Here is a 20331-nt window from a genome sequence, read left to right as displayed (position 1 = left end):
TATATGGCGACCGTTTGCCGCGCAGTCTTCATGTATGGCTGCAAACTCACTTTCAATAGTGTGCATCCATCCAGTATTTGCCCGTATACTCCTACGTTTTCGACGCCCGCCGAGCGAGGCCACTTTGGACAAGATCCTGATTCGTGGGGCCCGTACCCACAACCTGAAGAACATCGACCTGACCCTGCCACGGGACAAGCTGATCGTCATCACCGGCCTGTCCGGATCCGGCAAATCATCCCTGGCCTTCGACACCTTGTATGCCGAAGGCCAGCGACGTTATGTCGAATCGCTGTCGGCCTACGCCCGGCAGTTCCTGTCGATGATGGAAAAACCCGACGTCGATACCATCGAAGGCCTGTCGCCGGCGATTTCCATCGAACAGAAGTCGACCTCCCATAACCCTCGGTCGACGGTCGGTACCATCACCGAGATCTACGACTACTTGCGCCTGCTGTATGCGCGCGTCGGTATTCCCCGTTGCCCCGATCACGACATTCCCCTGGAAGCCCAGACCGTCAGCCAGATGGTCGACCTGGTGCTGGCCCAGCCGGAAGGCAGCAAGCTGATGCTGCTGGCCCCGGTGGTTCGCGAGCGCAAGGGCGAACACCTGATGGTCTTCGAAGAACTGCGCGCCCAGGGTTTCGTGCGGGCCCGGGTCAACGGCAAGCTCTGCGAGCTGGACGAACTGCCGAAGCTGGATAAACAGAAGAAGCATTCGATCGATGTGGTGGTCGACCGCTTCAAGGTCCGGGCCGATCTGCAACAGCGGCTGGCCGAGTCCTTCGAGACCGCGTTGAAGCTGGCCGACGGCATCGCCCTGGTCGCACCGATGGACGACGAGCCTGGCGAAGAAATCATCTTCTCCGCACGCTTCGCCTGTCCGATCTGCGGCCACGCCATCAGCGAACTGGAACCCAAGCTGTTCTCCTTCAACAACCCGGCCGGCGCCTGCCCGACCTGCGATGGCCTGGGGGTCAAGCAGTTCTTCGACACCAAGCGGCTGGTCAACGGCGAGCTGACCCTGGCCGAAGGGGCGATTCGCGGCTGGGACAGGCGCAACGTCTATTACTTCCAGATGCTCGGTTCGCTGGCGGCCCACTACAAGTTCAGCCTGGACAAGCCGTTCAACGAGCTGCCCGCCGACCAGCAGAAATTCATCCTGCAGGGCAGCGGCTCGCAGAATGTCGACTTCAAATACCTCAACGACCGCGGCGATATCGTCAAACGCTCCCATCCGTTCGAAGGCATCGTGCCGAACCTGGAACGACGCTACCGCGAGACCGAGTCGGCCAGCGTGCGCGAAGAACTGGCCAAGTTCCTCAGCACCCAGCCCTGCCCCGATTGCCGAGGCACCCGTCTGCGCCGCGAGGCGCGGCATGTGTGGGTCGGTGAAAAGACCCTGCCGGCGGTGACCAACCTGCCGATTGGCGACGCCACCGATTATTTCGGCGGCCTGAAACTGACCGGTCGTCGTGGCGAAATCGCTGACAAGATCCTCAAGGAAATCCGCGAACGCTTGCAGTTCCTGGTGAACGTCGGCCTGGACTACCTGACCCTCGATCGCAGCGCCGACACTTTGTCCGGCGGCGAAGCCCAGCGCATCCGCCTCGCCAGCCAGATCGGCGCCGGCCTGGTGGGGGTGATGTACATCCTCGACGAACCGTCCATCGGCTTGCACCAGCGGGACAACGACCGGCTGCTCGGGACTTTGAAGCACTTGCGGGACATCGGCAACACGGTGATCGTGGTCGAGCACGACGAGGACGCCATCCGCCTGGCCGACTATGTGGTGGACATCGGCCCGGGCGCTGGCGTGCATGGCGGGCATATCGTTGCCCAGGGCACCGCTGCCGAGGTCATGGCGCATCCCGATTCGCTGACGGGCAAGTACCTGTCGGGCCGGGTCAAGATCAAGGTCCCGGCCAAGCGCACGCCGCGCAACAAGAAGCTATCGCTGACCCTCAAGGGTGCTCGCGGCAACAACTTGCGCAACGTCGACCTGGAAATCCCGATCGGCCTGCTGACCTGCGTTACCGGGGTGTCCGGCTCCGGCAAGTCGACACTGATCAACAACACCCTGTTCCCCCTCAGCGCCACGGCCCTGAACGGCGCCACCACCCTGGAAGCTGCCGCCCACGACAGCATCAAGGGCCTGGAGCACCTGGACAAGGTGGTCGACATCGACCAGAGCCCGATTGGCCGCACGCCGCGCTCCAACCCGGCGACCTACACCGGGTTGTTCACGCCGATCCGCGAACTGTTCGCCGGCGTGCCGGAGTCCCGTTCAAGAGGCTACGGGCCGGGGCGGTTCTCGTTCAACGTCAAGGGCGGGCGCTGCGAAGCCTGCCAGGGCGATGGCTTGATCAAGGTGGAAATGCACTTCCTGCCAGACATCTACGTACCGTGCGATGTGTGCAAGAGCAAGCGCTACAACCGCGAAACCCTGGAGATCAAGTACAAGGGCAAGAACATCCACGAAACCCTCGAGATGACCATCGAGGAAGCCCGGGTGTTCTTCGACGCGGTGCCGGCCCTGGCGCGCAAGCTCCAGACGCTGATGGATGTGGGCTTGTCGTACATCAAGCTGGGGCAGTCGGCGACGACGCTGTCTGGCGGCGAGGCCCAGCGGGTCAAGTTGTCCCGCGAGCTGTCCAAGCGCGACACCGGCAAGACCCTGTATATCCTCGATGAGCCGACCACGGGCCTGCACTTCGCCGATATCCAGCAGTTACTCGATGTGCTGCACCGCCTGCGCGACCATGGCAATACCGTGGTGGTGATCGAACACAACCTGGATGTGATCAAGACCGCTGACTGGCTGGTGGACCTGGGACCGGAAGGCGGCTCCAAGGGCGGTCAGATCATCGCCGTAGGAACACCGGAACAAGTGGCCGAGATGAAGCAGTCCCACACCGGGCACTACCTCAAGCCGCTGTTGGAGCGTGATCGGGACTGATTTCACCCGAGCACGAAAAAGCCCCTGTCATCTCACCGATGACAGGGGCTTTTTGTTTTTCGGTGGGAGCGTCAGAACTGCGATTGCAGGTAGTTTTCCAACCCGATCAGCTTGATCAGGCCCAACTGCTTCTCCAGCCAGTAGGTATGGTCTTCTTCGGTGTCGTTGAGCTGGATCCGCAGGATCTCGCGAGTCACGTAGTCATTATGCTGCTCGCAGAGCTCGATGCCTTTGCACAGCGCAGCGCGGACTTTGTACTCCAGGCGCAGGTCGGCGGCGAGCATGTCGGGCACCGTGGTACCGACATCCAGGTCATCGGCACGCATGCGTGGTGTGCCTTCGAGCATCAGGATCCGACGCATGAGTGCATCGGCGTGTTGGGTTTCTTCTTCCATCTCGTGGTTGATACGTTCGTAGAGCTCGGTAAAACCCCAATCCTCGTACATCCGCGAATGGATGAAATATTGATCACGGGCTGCCAGTTCGCCTGTCAGCAACGTGTTGAGGTAATCGATTACGTCTGGGTGACCTTGCATCGCCCTACATCTCCACAAGCTTTTAAAGGTTGTAGTTTGAACCAAGCTGACCGCAAGGTCACGACCTCAACGCAATAAAAGCGAAGAAAATCCGAGAAAACCAGGCTAAATAACGCAAAAACCGCCCTAATGAGGGCGGTTCTGCTTCTCGTTTAGACTTAGTTCAGCGCTACGCCCAAGGCTTTTGCGATGCCTTCCCCATAGGCGACATCCGCCTTGAAGAAATGCTGCAACTGACGGTCAACGACATCTGCCGATACACCGGCCATCGCACCGGCGATATTGCTGATCAGCAGGGCTTTCTGCTCATCGTTCATCAGGCGGAACAACGCACCGGCGTGGCTGTAGTAATCGGTGTCTTCACGATGATCGTAACGGTCCGCAGCGCCACTGAGGGCCAGTGCCGGCTCCGCGTAACGCGGGGCCTGCTTCGGCGTCTCCACATAGCTATTAGGCTCGTAGTTCGGTGCCGCCCCGCCATTGCTGCCAAACGCCATCGCGCCGTCGCGCTGGTAGGTATTGACCGGGCTGCGCGGCGCATTCACCGGCAATTGCTGGTGATTGGTGCCCACACGGTAGCGGTGCGCATCGGCGTAGGCGAAGACACGACCCTGCAACATGCGATCCGGCGAGAGGCCAACCCCTGGCACCATATTGCTAGGGCCAAACGCCGCCTGCTCGACTTCGGCAAAGTAGTTCAGCGGGTTCCGGTTGAGTTCGAGCTCACCGACTTCGATCAACGGAAACTCTTTCTGCGACCAGGTCTTGGTGACATCGAACGGATTTTCGTAATGCGCGGCGGCTTGGGCCTCTGTCATGACCTGGATGCAGACGCTCCATTTCGGGAAATCGCCGCGCTCGATGGCATTGAACAAGTCACGCTGGGCGTAATCCGGGTCGGTACCCGCCAGACGTGCCGCTTCAGCCGGAGCCAGGTTCTTGATCCCTTGCTTGGTCTTGTAGTGCCACTTCACCCAGTGGCGCTCACCCTGTGCATTGATCAGGCTGTAGGTGTGACTGCCGAAGCCATGCATGTGGCGGTAGCCATCTGGAATGCCGCGATCGGAGAACAGAATGGTGACCTGATGCAGCGCCTCAGGCGAGTGCGACCAGAAATCCCACATCGCCTGGGCGCTTTTCAGGTTGCTTTGCGGCAGACGTTTCTGGGTATGGATGAAGTCCGGAAACTTCAATGGATCACGGATGAAGAAAACCGGCGTGTTGTTGCCGACGATGTCCCAGTTGCCTTCCTCGGTGTAGAACTTCAGGGCGAAACCGCGCGGATCGCGTTCAGTGTCGGCCGAACCACGCTCGCCACCCACGGTGGAAAACCGCAGGAAGGTGGGTGTCTGCTTGCCGATCGACTCGAACAACTTGGCGCTGGTGTACTGGGTGATGTCCCGGGTAACGGTAAACGTGCCGTAGGCGCCCGATCCCTTGGCGTGTACGCGACGCTCGGGAATGTTCTCGCGGTTGAAGTGAGCAAGCTTCTCGATCAGGTGAAAGTCGTCGAGCAGCAACGGGCCACGCGGGCCGGCGGAACGAGAATTCTGGTTATCGGCGACAGGAGCGCCGCTGGCGGTCGTAAGCGTTTTGGTCTGGCTCATGCTCAATCTTCCTAGGTCGGTCTTCAAACTGCCGGCTAATCGGCTGGAAAGGAGTATTGATCATGTTAGTGACAGTATCCAAATTCATTAAATCATGGACATCGATAGTCATTATCTAATGCTGAATACTTGCTGATAGCCAAGCCAGGCGAAACGGCTGCCTACTTTTCTATCAGGCACAAAAAACCGGGCACTAGGCCCGGTTCTTCGTTACAGACTGTCGTCTTACTCGGCGCTTACAGCTTCGCCAGCAGTAGCACGATCAACCAACTCGACGTACGCCATAGGCGCGTTGTCGCCAGCGCGGAAACCGCACTTGAGGATGCGCAGGTAGCCACCCTCACGGGTAGCGTAGCGCTTGCCCAGGTCGTTGAAGAGCTTACCAACGATAGCTTTCGAACGAGTACGGTCGAAAGCCAGACGGCGGTTAGCCAGGCTATCTGTCTTGGCCAGAGTGATCAGCGGCTCAGCAACGCGACGCAGTTCTTTGGCTTTTGGCAGAGTAGTTTTGATCAGCTCGTGCTCGAACAGCGACACCGCCATGTTTTGGAACATGGCCTTGCGGTGCGAGCTGGTGCGGCTCAGGTGACGACCACTTTTACGATGACGCATGGTTCATTCCTTACCAAACACAACGTTCGGTGATTACGACGATCAGGCAGTCGCCTTGTCGTCCTTCTTAAGACTTGCAGGCGGCCAGTTGTCGAGGCGCATGCCGAGGGACAGACCGCGGGAGGCCAGAACGTCCTTGATTTCAGTCAAGGATTTCTTGCCAAGGTTCGGAGTCTTCAACAGCTCTACTTCGGTACGCTGAATCAGGTCACCGATGTAGTAGATGTTTTCCGCCTTAAGGCAGTTAGCCGAACGTACAGTCAGTTCCAGATCGTCAACCGGGCGAAGCAGGATCGGATCGATCTCGTCTTCCTGCTCGACAACCACTGGCTCACTGTCACCCTTGAGGTCGACGAACGCAGCCAACTGCTGTTGCAGGATGGTTGCAGCGCGGCGAATAGCCTCTTCAGGATCCAGGGTACCGTTGGTTTCCAGATCAATAACCAGCTTGTCCAGGTTGGTACGCTGTTCGACACGGGCGTTTTCCACCACGTATGCGATACGGCGAACCGGGCTGAACGAAGAGTCAAGCTGCAAGCGACCGATGCTGCGGCTTTCGTCTTCATCGCTCTGACGCGAGTCGGCCGGTTCATAACCACGACCACGAGCTACGGTGAGCTTCATGTTCAGGGCGCCGTTAGACGCCAGGTTAGCGATTACGTGATCGGGGTTAACGATCTCGACATCATGATCCAGCTGAATATCGGCAGCGGTAACCACCCCCGAACCCTTCTTCGACAAGGTCAGCGTAACTTCGTCACGACCGTGCAGCTTGATAGCCAGACCTTTAAGGTTCAACAGGATTTCAATTACGTCTTCCTGTACACCTTCGATGGCGCTGTACTCGTGGAGCACACCGTCAATCTCGGCCTCGACTACTGCACAGCCGGGCATTGAGGACAACAGGATGCGGCGCAGCGCGTTGCCCAGGGTGTGGCCGAAACCACGCTCGAGAGGCTCGAGTGTGATCTTGGCGCGGGTTGGACTGACAACCTGCACATCAATATGGCGGGGTGTCAGGAACTCATTTACCGAAATCTGCATGGATGCACCTATTTTCTAGCCCTTACTTGGAGTAGAGCTCGACAATCAGGCTTTCGTTGATGTCGGCGGACAGATCACTGCGAGCAGGAACGTTCTTGAAAACGCCCGACTTCTTCTCAGTGTCTACTTCTACCCATTCTACGCGGCCACGTTGGGCACACAGATCGAGAGCTTGGACAATGCGAAGTTGGTTCTTTGCTTTCTCGCGAACAGCAACCACGTCACCAGCACGAACCTGGTAGGACGGAACGTTTACGGTCTGACCGTTAACGCTGATCGACTTGTGCGATACCAGCTGACGGGATTCGGCACGAGTAGAACCGAAACCCATACGGTATACAACGTTGTCCAGACGGCATTCGAGCAGTTGCAACAGGTTTTCGCCGGTTGCGCCTTTCTTGCCAGCTGCTTCTTTGTAGTAGCCGCTGAATTGACGCTCGAGAACGCCGTAGATACGACGGACCTTCTGCTTTTCACGCAGTTGGGTGCCGTAGTCGGACTGGCGACCGCGGCGTTGGCCGTGGATACCAGGTGCTGCTTCAATGTTGCACTTCGATTCGATCGCGCGCACGCCGCTCTTCAGAAAAAGATCGGTGCCTTCGCGACGAGCGAGTTTGCATTTTGGACCAATGTAACGAGCCATTCTTTACAATCTCCTGGATTACACGCGGCGCTTCTTCGGCGGACGGCACCCGTTGTGCGGGATTGGCGTCACGTCGGTGATGCTGGCGATCTTGTAGCCACAGCCGTTCAAAGCGCGGACTGCGGATTCACGACCTGGACCTGGACCCTTGACGTTAACGTCGAGGTTTTTCAGGCCGTATTCCAGCGCAGCTTGACCAGCACGCTCAGCAGCTACTTGAGCAGCGAACGGGGTGGACTTGCGGGAACCGCGGAAACCCGAACCACCGGAGGTAGCCCAGGAAAGAGCGTTACCTTGACGGTCGGTAATGGTCACGATGGTGTTGTTAAAAGAAGCATGGATGTGGGCGATGCCATCAACCACTGTCTTTTTAACTTTTTTACGAGGACGAGCAGCAGGTTTTGCCATGATTAAATTCCTGTCGATTCGCTGGGGCGATTACTTGCGGATCGGCTTACGCGGACCTTTACGGGTACGCGCGTTGGTCTTGGTACGCTGACCGCGTACTGGCAGACCACGACGATGACGCAGACCGCGATAGCAACCGAGGTCCATCAAGCGCTTGATTTTCATGTTGATTTCGCGACGCAGGTCACCTTCAGTGGTGAACTTCGCCACTTCGCCACGCAGCTGTTCAATTTGCTCGTCGCTCAGATCCTTGATCTTTGCCGCTGGGTTGACCCCAGTCACTGCACAAATTTTCTGTGCAGTAGTGCGACCAACACCATAGATGTAGGTCAGCGAGATAACAGTATGCTTGTTATCTGGAATGTTGACGCCTGCAATACGGGCCATTCAGTGGGACTCCAATTGACAGCTACCTACGCCCCGGAAGCCAAGAAATAGGGCGCGAGATAATATCGCTGTAATAACAAATAATCAACCCGGCAGCGCACTAGCTGCCGGGCTTAAAGCACAATCACACTCAGCCTTGGCGCTGTTTGTGACGCGGTTCCGCGCTGCAAATTACCCGAACAACACCTTCGCGGCGAATAATCTTGCAGTTACGGCACAGCTTTTTCACCGATGCACGAACTTTCATCACCAACTCCTCGAACCTTATGGACGCTACTCAGCGCAACATGCCGCTGCCGTAGCCCTTCAGGTTGGCTTTCTTCATCAGGGATTCGTACTGGTGCGAAACGAGGTGCGATTGTACTTGGGACATGAAGTCCATCACAACCACGACCACGATCAGCAACGAGGTCCCGCCAAGGTAGAACGGTACGTTTGCCGCAACCACCAGGAACTGGGGCAACAGACAGACGGCCGTCATGTAAAGAGCACCGAACATGGTCAAGCGAGTCAGAACGCCATCAATGTAGCGCGCAGACTGCTCACCTGGACGGATGCCCGGAATAAAGGCACCGGACTTCTTCAGGTTTTCCGCTACGTCTTTCGGATTGAACATCAACGCCGTATAGAAGAAGCAGAAGAAAATAATCCCTGCACTAAACAGCAGAATATTCAACGGCTGACCAGGAGCGATCGACTGCGAGATGTCCTGCAACCAGCCCATACCTTCAGACTGGCCGAACCAGGCACCCAACGAAGCCGGGAACAGCAAGATGCTGCTCGCGAAAATAGCCGGAATTACACCGGCCATGTTCACCTTCAACGGCAAGTGGCTGGTCTGCGCAGCAAACACCTTGCGGCCCTGCTGACGCTTGGCGTAGTGAACAGCAATACGACGCTGACCACGCTCGATGAACACCACGAAACCGATAATCGCTACTGCCAGCAGACCGATGGCAACCAGGGCGAAGATATTGATATCACCCTGACGCGCAGACTCGAAAGACTGCCCGATCGCTCTCGGAAGACCGGCGACGATACCTGCGAAGATCAACATCGAGATACCGTTGCCTACACCACGCTCAGTGATCTGCTCACCCAGCCACATCATGAACATCGCACCCGCCACAAAAGTGGTTACTGCAACGAAATGAAAGCTGAAGTCAGCAGTGAACGAAACGCCCTGCCCCGCCAAACCAATGGACATGCCAATGGCCTGGACGAGAGCGAGGACGACAGTGCCGTAGCGGGTGTACTGGCTGATCTTGCGACGGCCAGCTTCACCTTCCTTCTTCAACTGCTCCAACTGCGGGCTGACGGCGCTCATCAGTTGCATGATGATCGATGCCGAAATGTACGGCATGATCCCCAGTGCAAAGATGCTCATCCGCTCCAGCGCGCCGCCGGAAAACATGTTGAACAAGCTAAGAATGGTCCCCTCATTCTGTCGAAACAGGTCCGCGAGTCGGTCCGGGTTGATACCTGGAACCGGGATGTGTGCGCCTATTCGGTAGACGATAATCGCCAGGAACAGAAAACGCAGACGAGCCCAGAGTTCAGACATACCGCCTTTGCCGAGCGCAGAGAGAGCACCTTGCTTAGCCATTTATTCCTCGAACTTGCCGCCAGCTGCTTCGATAGCCGCACGCGCACCTTTGGTGGCGCCGATTCCCTTTCCGATGGTGACAGCACGAGCAACTTCGCCCGACAGCATGATTTTCACACGCTGAACGTTCTGGTTGATCACGTTGGCATCCTTCAGGGACTGCACGGTGACGATGTCGCCATCCACTTTGGCCAGCTCGGACAGACGCACTTCTGCGCGGTCCATGGCTTTCAGGGAAACGAAACCGAACTTCGGCAGGCGACGATGCAGCGGCTGTTGACCGCCTTCAAAGCCTGGAGCAATAGTGCCACCGGAGCGGGAGGTCTGACCTTTGTGGCCACGGCCACCGGTCTTGCCCAAACCACTACCGATACCACGGCCCGGACGATGCTTTTCGCGACGGGAACCCGGCGCTGGACTCAGATCATTGAGTTTCATCGATTAACCCTCGACACGCAGCATGTAGTAAGCCTTGTTGATCATCCCGCGATTCTCGGGAGTATCCAGGACTTCTACAGTGTGACCGATGCGACGCAGACCCAGACCCTTAACGCACAGTTTGTGGTTAGGGATGCGGCCGGTCATGCTTTTGATCAGCGTAACTTTTACGGTAGCCATGATCAGAAGATCTCCTTGACGCTTTTGCCACGCTTGGCGGCAATGGATTCAGGAGACTGCATTGCCTTCAAACCCTTGAAAGTGGCGTGAACCACGTTTACTGGGTTAGTCGAGCCGTAGCACTTGGCCAGAACGTTCTGAACGCCAGCAACTTCGAGGACAGCACGCATAGCGCCGCCAGCGATGATACCGGTACCTTCAGAAGCAGGCTGCATGTACACCTTCGAAGCGCCATGGGCGGACTTCATTGCGTACTGCAGAGTGGTGCCGTTCAGATCAACCTGGATCATATTGCGGCGAGCAGCTTCCATTGCCTTCTGGATCGCAGCAGGCACTTCACGCGACTTGCCACGGCCGAAGCCAACACGGCCTTTACCATCACCCACTACGGTCAACGCAGTGAAAGTGAAGATACGGCCGCCTTTAACGGTTTTGGCTACGCGGTTAACTTGAACCAGCTTCTCGATGTAGCCTTCGTCGCGCTTTTGGTCGTTATTTGACATAACTTAGAACTCCAGCCCAGCTTCACGAGCAGCATCAGCCAGCGCCTTGACGCGGCCGTGGTACTTGAAGCCAGAGCGGTCGAAAGCCACCTGCGAGACGCCAGCGGCTTTAGCACGCGTAGCGACCAGCTGGCCAACCTTAGTGGCCGCGTCGATGTTGCCAGTGGCGCCATCACGCAGTTCTTTATCCAAAGTCGAGGCACTTGCCAGGACTTTGTTGCCGTCGGCCGAAATGACCTGGGCGTAGATGTGCTGCGACGAGCGGAACACGCAGAGACGCACGACTTCGAGTTCGTGCATTTTCAGGCGTGCTTTGCGAGCGCGACGCAGTCGAGTAACTTTTTTGTCGGTCATTTGCTATGCCCTACTTCTTCTTGGCTTCTTTACGACGGACGACTTCGTCCGCGTAGCGCACACCTTTGCCTTTGTACGGCTCTGGTGGACGGAAGTCGCGGATCTCGGCGGCCACTTGACCTACCAGCTGCTTGTCGATGCCCCGGATCAGGATATCGGTCTGGCTAGGAGTCTCAGCGGTGATGCCTTCCGGCAGTTCATAATCCACTGGGTGCGAGAAGCCAAGAGCCAGGTTCAGCACTGTGCCTTTTGCTTGCGCTTTGTAACCAACACCGACCAGCTGGAGCTTGCGCTCGAAGCCTTGGCTCACGCCTTGGACCATGTTGTTTACCAACGCACGAGTGGTACCAGCCATTGCGCGAGTCTGTTGATCGCCATTGCGAGCAGCGAAACGCAGCTCACCAGCTTCTTCAACGATCTCAACGGACGAATGGATGTTCAGTTGCAGAGTGCCCTTGGCACCCTTCACCGAAAGCTGTTGGCCTGCGAATTTGACTTCGACACCGGCTGGCAGCTTAACGGGGTTCTTAGCGACGCGTGACATGCTTATCCCCCCTTAGAACACAGTGCAAAGAACTTCGCCGCCGACACCGGCAGCGCGCGCAGCACGATCCGTCATCACACCTTTGTTGGTGGAGACGATAGACACGCCCAGGCCGCCACGAACTTTCGGCAGATCCTCAACGGACTTGTACTGACGCAGGCCAGGACGGCTAACGCGCTTCACTTCCTCGATGACCGGACGGCCTTCGAAGTACTTCAGCTCGATGGACAGCAGTGGCTTGATTTCGCTGCTGATCTGATAACCCGCAATGTAACCTTCGTCCTTCAGGACTTTGGCAACAGCTACCTTCAAAGTAGAAGATGGCATGCTTACGACGGACTTTTCAGCCATCTGGGCATTACGGATACGAGTTAGCATGTCCGCTAACGGGTCCTGCATACTCATGGGCTAGACGCTCCTAATACACAAAAAATTAGCCTTTCGGCTAGTACGTGTCGCCGAGCGCATCCGTGCAATAAAAACACGGGCTCAGGCGAGCCGGGTATTCTAGACACACCCCACAAATGAATCAAGCCCCAAAAGGGGCTTGATTCAAGTTCAAGGTCACCGACGGTCAGGATCTTGCGATCCCGAGCGCCGCGACTTTGACAGTGCTTACCAGCTGGCTTTAACCAGACCTGGAACGTCACCACGCATTGCAGCTTGACGCAGCATGTTACGGCCAAGGCCGAACTTGCGGTACACGCCGTGCGGACGACCAGTCAGGCGGCAGCGGTTACGCATGCGCGAGGCACTTGCGTCACGTGGCTGCTTCTGCAGGGCTACGGTAGCTTCCCAACGCGCTTCTGGACTTGCGTTCAGATCAACGATGATAGCTTTCAGCGCTGCACGCTTGGTGGCGTACTTGGCAACGGTGAGCTGACGCTTCAGCTCACGGTTCTTCATGCTCTTCTTGGCCATTTTCCTACTCCAATCAGTTGCGGAACGGGAATTTGAAAGCGCGCAGCAGTGCGCGACCTTCGTCATCCGTCCGAGCAGTGGTGGTCAGGGTAATGTCCAGACCGCGGAGAGCGTCGATCTTGTCGTAATCGATTTCCGGGAAAATGATCTGCTCTTTAACGCCCATGCTGTAGTTACCACGACCATCGAAGGACTTGGCATTCAGGCCGCGGAAGTCGCGAACCCGAGGCAGGGAGATCGACAGCAGACGATCCAGGAACTCGTACATACGCTCACGGCGCAGGGTCACTTTGACGCCGATCGGCCAACCTTCACGGACTTTGAAGCCAGCGATGGATTTCCGAGCGTAAGTCACGACGACTTTCTGACCGGTGATCTTTTCCAGGTCAGCAACAGCGTGCTCGATGACTTTTTTGTCGCCGATCGCTTCGCCCAGACCCATGTTCAGGGTGATTTTGGTAACGCGCGGAACTTCCATCACGTTCGAAAGCTTAAGTTCTTCCTTAAGTTTCGGTGCGATTTCCTTCCGGTAAATCTCTTTTAGTCGTGCCATGGTCTTCTACCTAGCAGTGTTCAAGCATCAACCGCTTTTTGGGTCGACTTGAAGACACGAATTTTCTTACCGTCTTCTACTTTGAAACCAACGCGGTCAGCCTTGTTGGTTTCGCCGTTGAAGATGGCGACGTTGGAAGCGTGCAGTGGCGCTTCTTTCTCGACGATACCGCCCTGTACGCCCGACATCGGGTTAGGCTTGGTATGACGCTTGACCAGGTTCAGACCACCAACAACCAGACGGTTGTCAGCAAGAACCTTCAGCACCTTACCGCGCTTACCTTTGTCTTTGCCGGCGATCACGATGATCTCGTCGTCACGACGAATCTTTTGCATGTCGGATCTCCTTACAGCACTTCTGGGGCGAGCGAGACGATCTTCATGAACTTCTCAGTACGAAGTTCACGGGTCACTGGCCCAAAGATACGGGTGCCGATCGGCTCTTGCTTGTTGTTCAACAGAACAGCAGCGTTGCCATCAAAGCGGATGATGGAGCCGTCAGCACGACGGACGCCATGGCGAGTGCGGACTACGACAGCAGTCATCACTTGGCCTTTTTTCACCTTACCGCGAGGAATTGCTTCCTTGACGGTAACTTTGATGATGTCACCGATACCAGCGTAACGACGATGGGAGCCACCCAGCACCTTGATGCACATAACACGGCGAGCGCCGCTGTTATCGGCCACATCGAGCATGGATTGAGTCTGAATCATATAATTTCTCCGACCCCTAGCCCTTAGACTTCCACAGCGCGTTCGAGAACATCAACCAGCGCCCAAGACTTGGTCTTGGCCATCGGACGAGTTTCACGAATAGTGACTTTGTCGCCGATGTGGCACTGATTGGTTTCGTCGTGCGCGTGCAGCTTAGTCGAACGCTTAACGTATTTACCGTAGATCGGGTGCTTAACGCGACGCTCGATCAGAACGGTGATGGTTTTGTCCATCTTGTCGCTGACAACACGGCCAGTCAGCGTACGGACAGTTTTTTCGGCTTCAGCCATGATTACTTACCTGCCTGCTGGTTGAGCACAGTTTTCACGCGAGCGATGTCACGCTTAACTTGCGAGAGCAGATGAGACTGCCCCAACTGGCCAGTTGCTTTCTGCATACGCAGATTGAACTGGTCGCGCAGCAGGCCGAGCAGTTGCTCGTTCAGCTGCTGTGCTGATTTTTCACGAAGTTCATTCGCTTTCATCACATCACCGTCCGTTTAACAAAGGAGGTGGCGAGCGGCAGCTTTGCAGCAGCCAGGGCGAAAGCCTCACGCGCCAGCTCTTCAGAAACACCCTCGATTTCATACAGGACTTTGCCTGGCTGAATCTGGGCAACCCAGTACTCCACGTTACCCTTACCTTTACCCATCCGAACTTCGAGTGGCTTCTTGGTGACAGGCTTGTCCGGGAATACACGGATCCAGATCTTGCCGCCACGTTTTACGTGACGGGTCAGAGCACGACGCGCTGACTCGATCTGACGAGCGGTGAGACGACCACGAGCAACAGACTTCAGCGCGAACTCGCCGAAGCTGACTTTGCTACCGCGCAATGCCAGGCCACGGTTGTGACCGGTCATTTGCTTGCGGAACTTCGTACGCTTTGGTTGCAACATTTGGCGTACCCCTTACTTAGCAGCTTTTTTACGAGGCGCTGGTGCTTGTGGCTTCAGTTCTTCTTGGCGACCACCAATTACTTCGCCTTTGAAGATCCAAACCTTTACACCGATCACACCGTAGGTGGTGTGAGCTTCGTAGTTGGCATAGTCGATGTCGGCACGCAGGGTGTGCAGTGGCACACGACCTTCGCGATACCATTCAGTACGTGCGATTTCAGCACCGCCGAGACGACCGCTCACTTGGATTTTGATGCCTTTGGCACCAATGCGCATTGCGTTCTGTACAGCGCGCTTCATAGCGCGACGGAACATTACGCGACGCTCCAGCTGCTGAGCTACGCTCTGCGCAACCAGCATACCGTCGAGCTCCGGCTTGCGGATCTCTTCGATATTGATGTGCACAGGCACACCCATTTGCTTGGTCAGGTCCTGACGCAGTTTCTCAACATCTTCACCTTTCTTCCCGATAACGATACCTGGACGAGCGGTGTGGATGGTGATACGTGCAGTCTGCGCCGGACGATGGATATCGATACGGCTTACGGACGCGCTTTTTAGTTTGTCTTGGAGATACTCACGCACCTTCAGATCAGCGAACAAGTAGTCCGCATAAGTCCGACCGTCTGCGTACCAGACGGAGGTGTGCTCCTTGACGATTCCCAGGCGAATGCCAATGGGATGTACTTTCTGACCCATCTCTTCGACTCCGTTACTTGTCAGCAACCTTGACAGTGATATGGCAAGACCGCTTGACGATGCGATCAGCACGGCCTTTGGCACGTGGCATGATGCGCTTCAGCGAACGCCCTTCGTTGACGAAAACGGTGCTGACCTTCAGGTCATCAACGTCTGCGCCTTCGTTATGCTCGGCGTTGGCTACGGCCGACTCCAGCACTTTCTTCATGATCTCGGCGGCTTTCTTACTGCTGAAAGCCAACAGGTTGAGCGCTTCGCCCACCTTCTTCCCGCGGATCTGGTCGGCGACCAAGCGGGCTTTCTGGGCGGAGATTCGAGCGCCCGACAACTTAGCGGCTACTTCCATTTCCTTACCCCTTAACGCTTGGCTTTCTTGTCAGCCACGTGCCCACGGTATGTGCGGGTACCGGCGAACTCGCCCAGTTTGTGGCCGACCATGTCTTCGTTCACGAGAACTGGGACGTGTTGGCGACCGTTGTGTACTGCGATGGTCAGACCGACCATTTGTGGCAGGATCATCGAACGACGCGACCAGGTCTTAACTGGTTTGCGATCGTTCTTTTCCGCCGCCACTTCGATCTTCTTCAGTAGGTGAAGATCAATAAAAGGACCTTTTTTCAGAGAACGTGGCACTGTCGTATCCCTCTATTTACTTGCGACGACGGACGATCATTTTGTCGGTACGCTTATTACCACGAGTCTTCGCGCCCTTAGTCGGGAAGCCCCATGGCGATACCGGATGACGACCACCAGAGGTACGACCTTCACCACCACCATGTGGGTGGTCAACCGGGTTCATGGCAACACCACGAACGGTTGGGCGAACGCCACGCCAGCGCTTGGCACCAGCTTTACCCAACGAACGCAGGCTGTGCTCGGAGTTCGAGACTTCGCCCAGGGTCGCACGGCATTCAGCCAGTACTTTACGCATCTCACCAGAACGCAGACGCAGGGTCACGTAGACACCTTCACGAGCGATCAGCTGAGCCGAAGCACCAGCGGAACGAGCGATCTGTGCGCCTTTACCTGGCTTCAATTCGATGCCGTGTACGGTGCTACCAACTGGAATGTTACGCAGTTGCAGAGCGTTGCCCGGCTTGATCGGTGCCAGGGCACCTGCGATCAGCTGGTCGCCAGCACTCACGCCTTTAGGGGCGATGATGTAGCGGCGCTCGCCATCTGCGTACAGCAGCAGAGCGATGTGAGCAGTACGGTTTGGATCGTATTCGATACGCTCGACGGTGGCAGCGATGCCATCCTTGTCGTTGCGACGGAAGTCGACCAGACGATAATGCTGCTTATGACCACCACCGATGTGACGAGTGGTAATACGGCCATTGTTGTTACGACCACCAGACTTCGATTTTTTCTCGAGCAGCGGTGCGTGAGGAGCGCCTTTATGCAGCTCCTGGTTGACCACCTTGACCACAAAACGGCGGCCAGGGGAAGTCGGTTTGCATTTAACGATTGCCATGATGCACCCCTTCCTTACTCAGCACTGCTGCTGAAATCGAGATCTTGGCCTGGCTGAAGGGAGATAACTGCCTTCTTCCAGTCATTACGCTTGCCCAGACCGCGAGCAGTGCGCTTGCTTTTACCCAGAACGTTCAGGGTAGTCACGCGCTCTACTTTCACGCTGAACAGGCTTTCGACGGCCTTCTTGATTTCCAGCTTGGTTGCGTCGGTCGCAACCTTGAAAACGAACTGGCCTTTCTTGTCTGCCAGAACCGTAGCCTTCTCGGAAACGTGCGGGCCAAGCAGAACTTTAAATACGCGTTCCTGGTTCATCCCAGCAGCTCCTCGAATTTCTTCACGGCCGACACGGTGATCAACACCTTGTCGTATGCGATCAGACTGACCGGATCGGAACCTTGCACGTCACGAACGTCGACGTGTGGCAGGTTGCGAGCAGCCAGGTACAGGTTCTGATCAACAGCGTCAGACACGATCAGGACGTCAGTCAGGCCCATGCCGTTCAGCTTGTTCAGCAGATCTTTGGTTTTCGGTGCTTCAACAGCGAAGTCCTGAACCACGACCAGACGATCAGTACGCACCAGCTCAGCAAGGATGGAACGCATTGCTGCGCGATACATCTTCTTGTTCAGCTTCTGGGAGTGATCCTGAGGACGAGCTGCGAAAGTGGTACCGCCGCCACGCCAGATTGGGCTACGGATAGTACCGGCACGAGCACGGCCAGTACCTTTCTGACGCCATGGGCGCTTGCCGCCACCGGAAACGTCGGAACGGGTCTTTTGCTGCTTGCTACCTTGACGGCCGCCAGCCATGTAGGCCACGACTGCTTGGTGAACCAGCGTCTCGTTGAATTCGCCGCCAAATGTCAGTTCGGAAACTTCGATCGCTTGAGCGTCATTTACATTTAATTGCATGTCAGCTTCCCCTTAACCGCGAGCCTTGGCTGCTGGACGTACAACCAAGTTGCCGCCAGTAGCGCCAGGAACAGCGCCCTTGACCAACAACAGATTGCGTTCAGCGTCCACGCGCACTACTTCGAGGGACTGCACGGTCACGCGCTCAGCGCCCATATGACCGGACATTTTTTTGCCCTTGAATACACGACCAGGAGTCTGGCACTGGCCGATAGAGCCTGGAACGCGGTGGGATACGGAGTTACCGTGGGTGTTATCTTGCCCGCGGAAGTTCCAACGCTTGATCGTACCCTGGAAGCCTTTACCCTTGGACTGACCGGTTACATCAACCAGTTGGCCAGCGGCGAAGATTTCAGCGTTGATCAGATCGCCGGCCTGGTACTCGCCTTCTTCAAGGCGGAATTCCATTACGGTACGACCAGCGGCAACGTTCGCCTTGGCGAAGTGGCCAGCCTGAGCTGCTGTTACACGCGAAGCACGACGCTCGCCGACAGTGACTTGCACTGCACGATAGCCATCGGTCTCTTCAGTTTTGAACTGGGTGACGCGATTCGGCTCGATCTCAATGACCGTGACCGGAATGGAGACACCTTCTTCGGTGAAAATACGGGTCATACCGCATTTACGACCGACTACACCAATAGTCATGTTGTAAACCTCATGAGTGTACGGGGCTTTCACCCGCTATGGCCGCCCATTTCAGAGCGTTACACGACTAAGACCGAGTCTTAGCCGAGGCTGATCTGCACTTCCACACCGGCCGCAAGATCGAGCTTCATAAGTGCATCAACGGTTTTATCCGTTGGCTGGACGATGTCCAGAACGCGCTTATGAGTACGGATCTCGTACTGGTCACGCGCGTCTTTGTTGACGTGCGGGGAGACCAGAACGGTGAACCGCTCTTTACGGGTAGGCAGTGGAATTGGACCACGCACTTGAGCACCAGTACGTTTCGCGGTTTCCACGATTTCCTGGGTGGATTGGTCGATCAGGCGATGGTCAAAAGCCTTCAACCTGATACGGATTTGCTGATTTTGCATTGGATTTCAGACTCCGGCTGCTATTCCCACCGGGCGCAATACGCCCGTTAAAAGGAGGCGCAATTCTATAGACGCCCCTGATAGGTGTCAACCCAATAAAAAAGCCCCCGCTAAGCGGGGGCTTTTTCAACTCATCAAGCTGACTCTATATAAGAGACTTACTCGATGACTTTGGCTACGACGCCGGCGCCGACGGTACGACCGCCTTCACGGATAGCGAAACGCAGACCGTCTTCCATCGCGATGGTCTTGATCAGGGTAACAGTCATCTGAATGTTGTCACCTGGCATTACCATTTCAACGCCTTCTGGCAGCTCGCAGTTACCAGTCACGTCAGTAGTACGGAAGTAGAACTGTGGACGGTAGCCTTTGAAGAACGGAGTGTGACGACCGCCTTCTTCCTTGCTCAGAACGTAAACTTCTGCGGTGAACTTGGTGTGCGGCTTGACGGTGCCTGGCTTGACCAGAACCTGGCCACGCTCAACGTCGTCACGCTTGGTGCCGCGCAGCAGCACGCCGCAGTTCTCGCCAGCACGACCTTCGTCGAGCAGCTTGCGGAACATTTCAACGCCGGTGCAGGTAGTTTTCTGAGTGTCGCGCAGACCGACGATCTCAACTTCTTCCTGGATACGGACGATGCCACGCTCAACACGACCAGTCACAACAGTACCGCGACCGGAGATCGAGAATACGTCTTCGATTGGCATCAGGAACGGCTTGTCGATAGCACGCTCTGGCTCTGGGATGTAGCTGTCCAGAGTTTCCACCAGCTTCTTGACAGCAGTGGTGCCCATTTCGTTGTCGTCTTGGCCGTTCAGAGCCATCAGAGCCGAACCGATGATGATCGGAGTGTCATCACCTGGGAAGTCGTAAGTGCTCAGCAGGTCGCGCACTTCCATCTCAACCAGTTCCAACAGCTCAGCGTCGTCAACCATGTCAGCCTTGTTCAGGAAGACAACGATGTACGGAACGCCTACCTGACGGGACAGCAGGATGTGCTCACGGGTTTGTGGCATCGGACCATCAGCGGCCGAGCAAACCAGGATCGCGCCGTCCATCTGGGCAGCACCGGTGATCATGTTTTTTACGTAGTCGGCGTGACCTGGGCAGTCAACGTGTGCGTAGTGACGCACGGCCGAATCGTATTCAACGTGAGCGGTGTTGATGGTGATACCACGAGCTTTCTCTTCCGGGGCGCTGTCGATCTTGTCGAAGTCAACCTTGGCCGAACCGAAAACTTCGGAGCAGACACGGGTCAGAGCAGCGGTCAGCGTGGTTTTACCGTGGTCAACGTGACC

The 20331-nt window shown here is 56.4% G+C and carries 32 protein-coding genes; 1 reads left to right on the top strand and 31 read right to left on the bottom strand.

Annotated features, from left to right (window positions below):
• Positions 1-124 precede the first annotated feature (124 nt).
• The gene (uvrA, locus tag DTP52_RS29060; protein WP_109756410.1) at positions 125-2959 is read left to right on the top strand and encodes an excinuclease ABC subunit UvrA; all 2835 of its coding nucleotides are present in this window, start codon (positions 125-127) and stop codon (positions 2957-2959) included.
• Between the two features lie 71 nt (positions 2960-3030).
• On the opposite strand, the gene bfr is transcribed toward uvrA, so the two are convergent.
• From bfr to tuf, 31 genes are all read right to left on the bottom strand, one after another.
• Entirely contained in the window at positions 3031-3495 is a 465-nt protein-coding gene (gene bfr, locus DTP52_RS29055) for a bacterioferritin (protein WP_014340470.1), read from the bottom strand.
• Positions 3496-3653: 158 nt separating this feature from the next.
• The gene (locus DTP52_RS29050) at positions 3654-5102 is read right to left on the bottom strand and encodes a catalase (RefSeq protein WP_109756409.1); all 1449 of its coding nucleotides are present in this window, start codon (positions 5100-5102) and stop codon (positions 3654-3656) included.
• A gap of 225 nt (positions 5103-5327) precedes the next feature.
• Positions 5328-5714, bottom strand: coding sequence for a 50S ribosomal protein L17 (gene rplQ / locus DTP52_RS29045; protein ID WP_003176402.1), 387 nt, complete (start codon positions 5712-5714; stop codon positions 5328-5330).
• A gap of 42 nt (positions 5715-5756) precedes the next feature.
• Complete coding sequence (gene rpoA, locus DTP52_RS29040) at positions 5757-6758, bottom strand: DNA-directed RNA polymerase subunit alpha (RefSeq protein WP_003186012.1); 1002 nt, start codon at positions 6756-6758, stop codon at positions 5757-5759.
• Between the two features lie 22 nt (positions 6759-6780).
• Positions 6781-7401, bottom strand: a complete 621-nt coding sequence (rpsD, locus tag DTP52_RS29035; RefSeq protein WP_003176404.1) for a 30S ribosomal protein S4 — start codon at positions 7399-7401, stop codon at positions 6781-6783.
• A gap of 18 nt (positions 7402-7419) precedes the next feature.
• Positions 7420-7809: a 30S ribosomal protein S11 gene (rpsK, locus tag DTP52_RS29030; RefSeq protein ID WP_002555466.1), complete on the bottom strand. Its 390-nt coding sequence runs from the start codon at positions 7807-7809 to the stop codon at positions 7420-7422.
• Positions 7810-7839: 30 nt separating this feature from the next.
• Positions 7840-8196, bottom strand: a complete 357-nt coding sequence (gene rpsM / locus DTP52_RS29025) for a 30S ribosomal protein S13 (protein WP_003186020.1) — start codon at positions 8194-8196, stop codon at positions 7840-7842.
• A 130-nt stretch (positions 8197-8326) separates the two neighbouring features.
• On the bottom strand, positions 8327-8443 hold the full coding sequence (gene rpmJ, locus DTP52_RS29020; protein ID WP_002555468.1) for a 50S ribosomal protein L36: 117 nt from the start codon (positions 8441-8443) through the stop codon (positions 8327-8329).
• Positions 8444-8473: 30 nt separating this feature from the next.
• Positions 8474-9802, bottom strand: a complete 1329-nt coding sequence (gene secY, locus DTP52_RS29015; protein WP_003186029.1) for a preprotein translocase subunit SecY — start codon at positions 9800-9802, stop codon at positions 8474-8476.
• Positions 9803-10240 (bottom strand): 50S ribosomal protein L15, encoded by a 438-nt coding sequence (gene rplO, locus DTP52_RS29010; RefSeq protein WP_003186032.1) that lies wholly within the window; start codon positions 10238-10240, stop codon positions 9803-9805. It abuts the gene before it with no gap.
• A 3-nt stretch (positions 10241-10243) separates the two neighbouring features.
• Positions 10244-10420, bottom strand: a complete 177-nt coding sequence (rpmD, locus tag DTP52_RS29005; RefSeq protein ID WP_003186033.1) for a 50S ribosomal protein L30 — start codon at positions 10418-10420, stop codon at positions 10244-10246.
• Between the two features lie 2 nt (positions 10421-10422).
• The gene (gene rpsE, locus DTP52_RS29000) at positions 10423-10923 is read right to left on the bottom strand and encodes a 30S ribosomal protein S5 (protein ID WP_003186035.1); all 501 of its coding nucleotides are present in this window, start codon (positions 10921-10923) and stop codon (positions 10423-10425) included.
• A gap of 3 nt (positions 10924-10926) precedes the next feature.
• Positions 10927-11277 (bottom strand): 50S ribosomal protein L18, encoded by a 351-nt coding sequence (rplR, locus tag DTP52_RS28995; RefSeq protein ID WP_003186037.1) that lies wholly within the window; start codon positions 11275-11277, stop codon positions 10927-10929.
• 10 nt (positions 11278-11287) lie between these two features.
• Positions 11288-11821 carry a 50S ribosomal protein L6 gene (gene rplF, locus DTP52_RS28990; protein WP_053125864.1) on the bottom strand — a complete coding sequence of 178 codons (534 nt, stop codon included), beginning with the start codon at positions 11819-11821 and terminating at the stop codon, positions 11288-11290.
• 12 nt (positions 11822-11833) lie between these two features.
• The gene (gene rpsH / locus DTP52_RS28985) at positions 11834-12226 is read right to left on the bottom strand and encodes a 30S ribosomal protein S8 (protein WP_017848802.1); all 393 of its coding nucleotides are present in this window, start codon (positions 12224-12226) and stop codon (positions 11834-11836) included.
• A 210-nt stretch (positions 12227-12436) separates the two neighbouring features.
• Positions 12437-12742 (bottom strand): 30S ribosomal protein S14, encoded by a 306-nt coding sequence (gene rpsN, locus DTP52_RS28980; RefSeq protein WP_003186042.1) that lies wholly within the window; start codon positions 12740-12742, stop codon positions 12437-12439.
• Positions 12743-12755: 13 nt separating this feature from the next.
• Complete coding sequence (gene rplE, locus DTP52_RS28975) at positions 12756-13295, bottom strand: 50S ribosomal protein L5 (RefSeq protein ID WP_003186044.1); 540 nt, start codon at positions 13293-13295, stop codon at positions 12756-12758.
• A 20-nt stretch (positions 13296-13315) separates the two neighbouring features.
• Positions 13316-13630: a 50S ribosomal protein L24 gene (rplX, locus tag DTP52_RS28970; protein ID WP_003186046.1), complete on the bottom strand. Its 315-nt coding sequence runs from the start codon at positions 13628-13630 to the stop codon at positions 13316-13318.
• 11 nt (positions 13631-13641) lie between these two features.
• Positions 13642-14010 (bottom strand): 50S ribosomal protein L14, encoded by a 369-nt coding sequence (rplN, locus tag DTP52_RS28965; protein WP_002555479.1) that lies wholly within the window; start codon positions 14008-14010, stop codon positions 13642-13644.
• Positions 14011-14033: 23 nt separating this feature from the next.
• Entirely contained in the window at positions 14034-14300 is a 267-nt protein-coding gene (gene rpsQ, locus DTP52_RS28960) for a 30S ribosomal protein S17 (protein WP_003194644.1), read from the bottom strand.
• Between the two features lie 2 nt (positions 14301-14302).
• The gene (rpmC, locus tag DTP52_RS28955; protein WP_002555481.1) at positions 14303-14494 is read right to left on the bottom strand and encodes a 50S ribosomal protein L29; all 192 of its coding nucleotides are present in this window, start codon (positions 14492-14494) and stop codon (positions 14303-14305) included.
• The gene (gene rplP, locus DTP52_RS28950; RefSeq protein ID WP_003186052.1) at positions 14494-14907 is read right to left on the bottom strand and encodes a 50S ribosomal protein L16; all 414 of its coding nucleotides are present in this window, start codon (positions 14905-14907) and stop codon (positions 14494-14496) included. The genes rpmC and rplP overlap by 1 nt, the downstream gene beginning before the upstream one ends.
• 12 nt (positions 14908-14919) lie before the next feature.
• Positions 14920-15606 (bottom strand): 30S ribosomal protein S3, encoded by a 687-nt coding sequence (gene rpsC / locus DTP52_RS28945; RefSeq protein ID WP_003176422.1) that lies wholly within the window; start codon positions 15604-15606, stop codon positions 14920-14922.
• Between the two features lie 13 nt (positions 15607-15619).
• Positions 15620-15952 carry a 50S ribosomal protein L22 gene (gene rplV / locus DTP52_RS28940; protein WP_003103908.1) on the bottom strand — a complete coding sequence of 111 codons (333 nt, stop codon included), beginning with the start codon at positions 15950-15952 and terminating at the stop codon, positions 15620-15622.
• Between the two features lie 11 nt (positions 15953-15963).
• Entirely contained in the window at positions 15964-16239 is a 276-nt protein-coding gene (gene rpsS / locus DTP52_RS28935; protein ID WP_002555486.1) for a 30S ribosomal protein S19, read from the bottom strand.
• A 16-nt stretch (positions 16240-16255) separates the two neighbouring features.
• Complete coding sequence (rplB, locus tag DTP52_RS28930) at positions 16256-17080, bottom strand: 50S ribosomal protein L2 (RefSeq protein WP_003186055.1); 825 nt, start codon at positions 17078-17080, stop codon at positions 16256-16258.
• A 14-nt stretch (positions 17081-17094) separates the two neighbouring features.
• Complete coding sequence (rplW, locus tag DTP52_RS28925; protein ID WP_002555488.1) at positions 17095-17394, bottom strand: 50S ribosomal protein L23; 300 nt, start codon at positions 17392-17394, stop codon at positions 17095-17097.
• Positions 17391-17993: a 50S ribosomal protein L4 gene (gene rplD / locus DTP52_RS28920; RefSeq protein ID WP_003186057.1), complete on the bottom strand. Its 603-nt coding sequence runs from the start codon at positions 17991-17993 to the stop codon at positions 17391-17393. Before rplD ends, rplW begins: the two co-directional genes overlap by 4 nt.
• 12 nt (positions 17994-18005) lie before the next feature.
• Complete coding sequence (gene rplC, locus DTP52_RS28915) at positions 18006-18641, bottom strand: 50S ribosomal protein L3 (protein ID WP_003186059.1); 636 nt, start codon at positions 18639-18641, stop codon at positions 18006-18008.
• 80 nt (positions 18642-18721) lie between these two features.
• Positions 18722-19033 (bottom strand): 30S ribosomal protein S10, encoded by a 312-nt coding sequence (gene rpsJ / locus DTP52_RS28910; RefSeq protein ID WP_003186070.1) that lies wholly within the window; start codon positions 19031-19033, stop codon positions 18722-18724.
• A gap of 158 nt (positions 19034-19191) precedes the next feature.
• On the bottom strand, positions 19192-20331 hold a 1140-nt coding region (gene tuf / locus DTP52_RS28905), incomplete at its 5' end, for an elongation factor Tu (protein ID WP_109756408.1).

The sequence above is a fragment of the Pseudomonas sp. 43mfcvi1.1 genome (assembly GCF_900115935.1).
Lineage (GTDB): Bacteria > Pseudomonadota > Gammaproteobacteria > Pseudomonadales > Pseudomonadaceae > Aquipseudomonas > Aquipseudomonas bijieensis.
The sequence above is the reverse complement of the archived record's forward strand: the minus strand, read 5'-3'. Positions and strand labels throughout refer to the sequence as shown.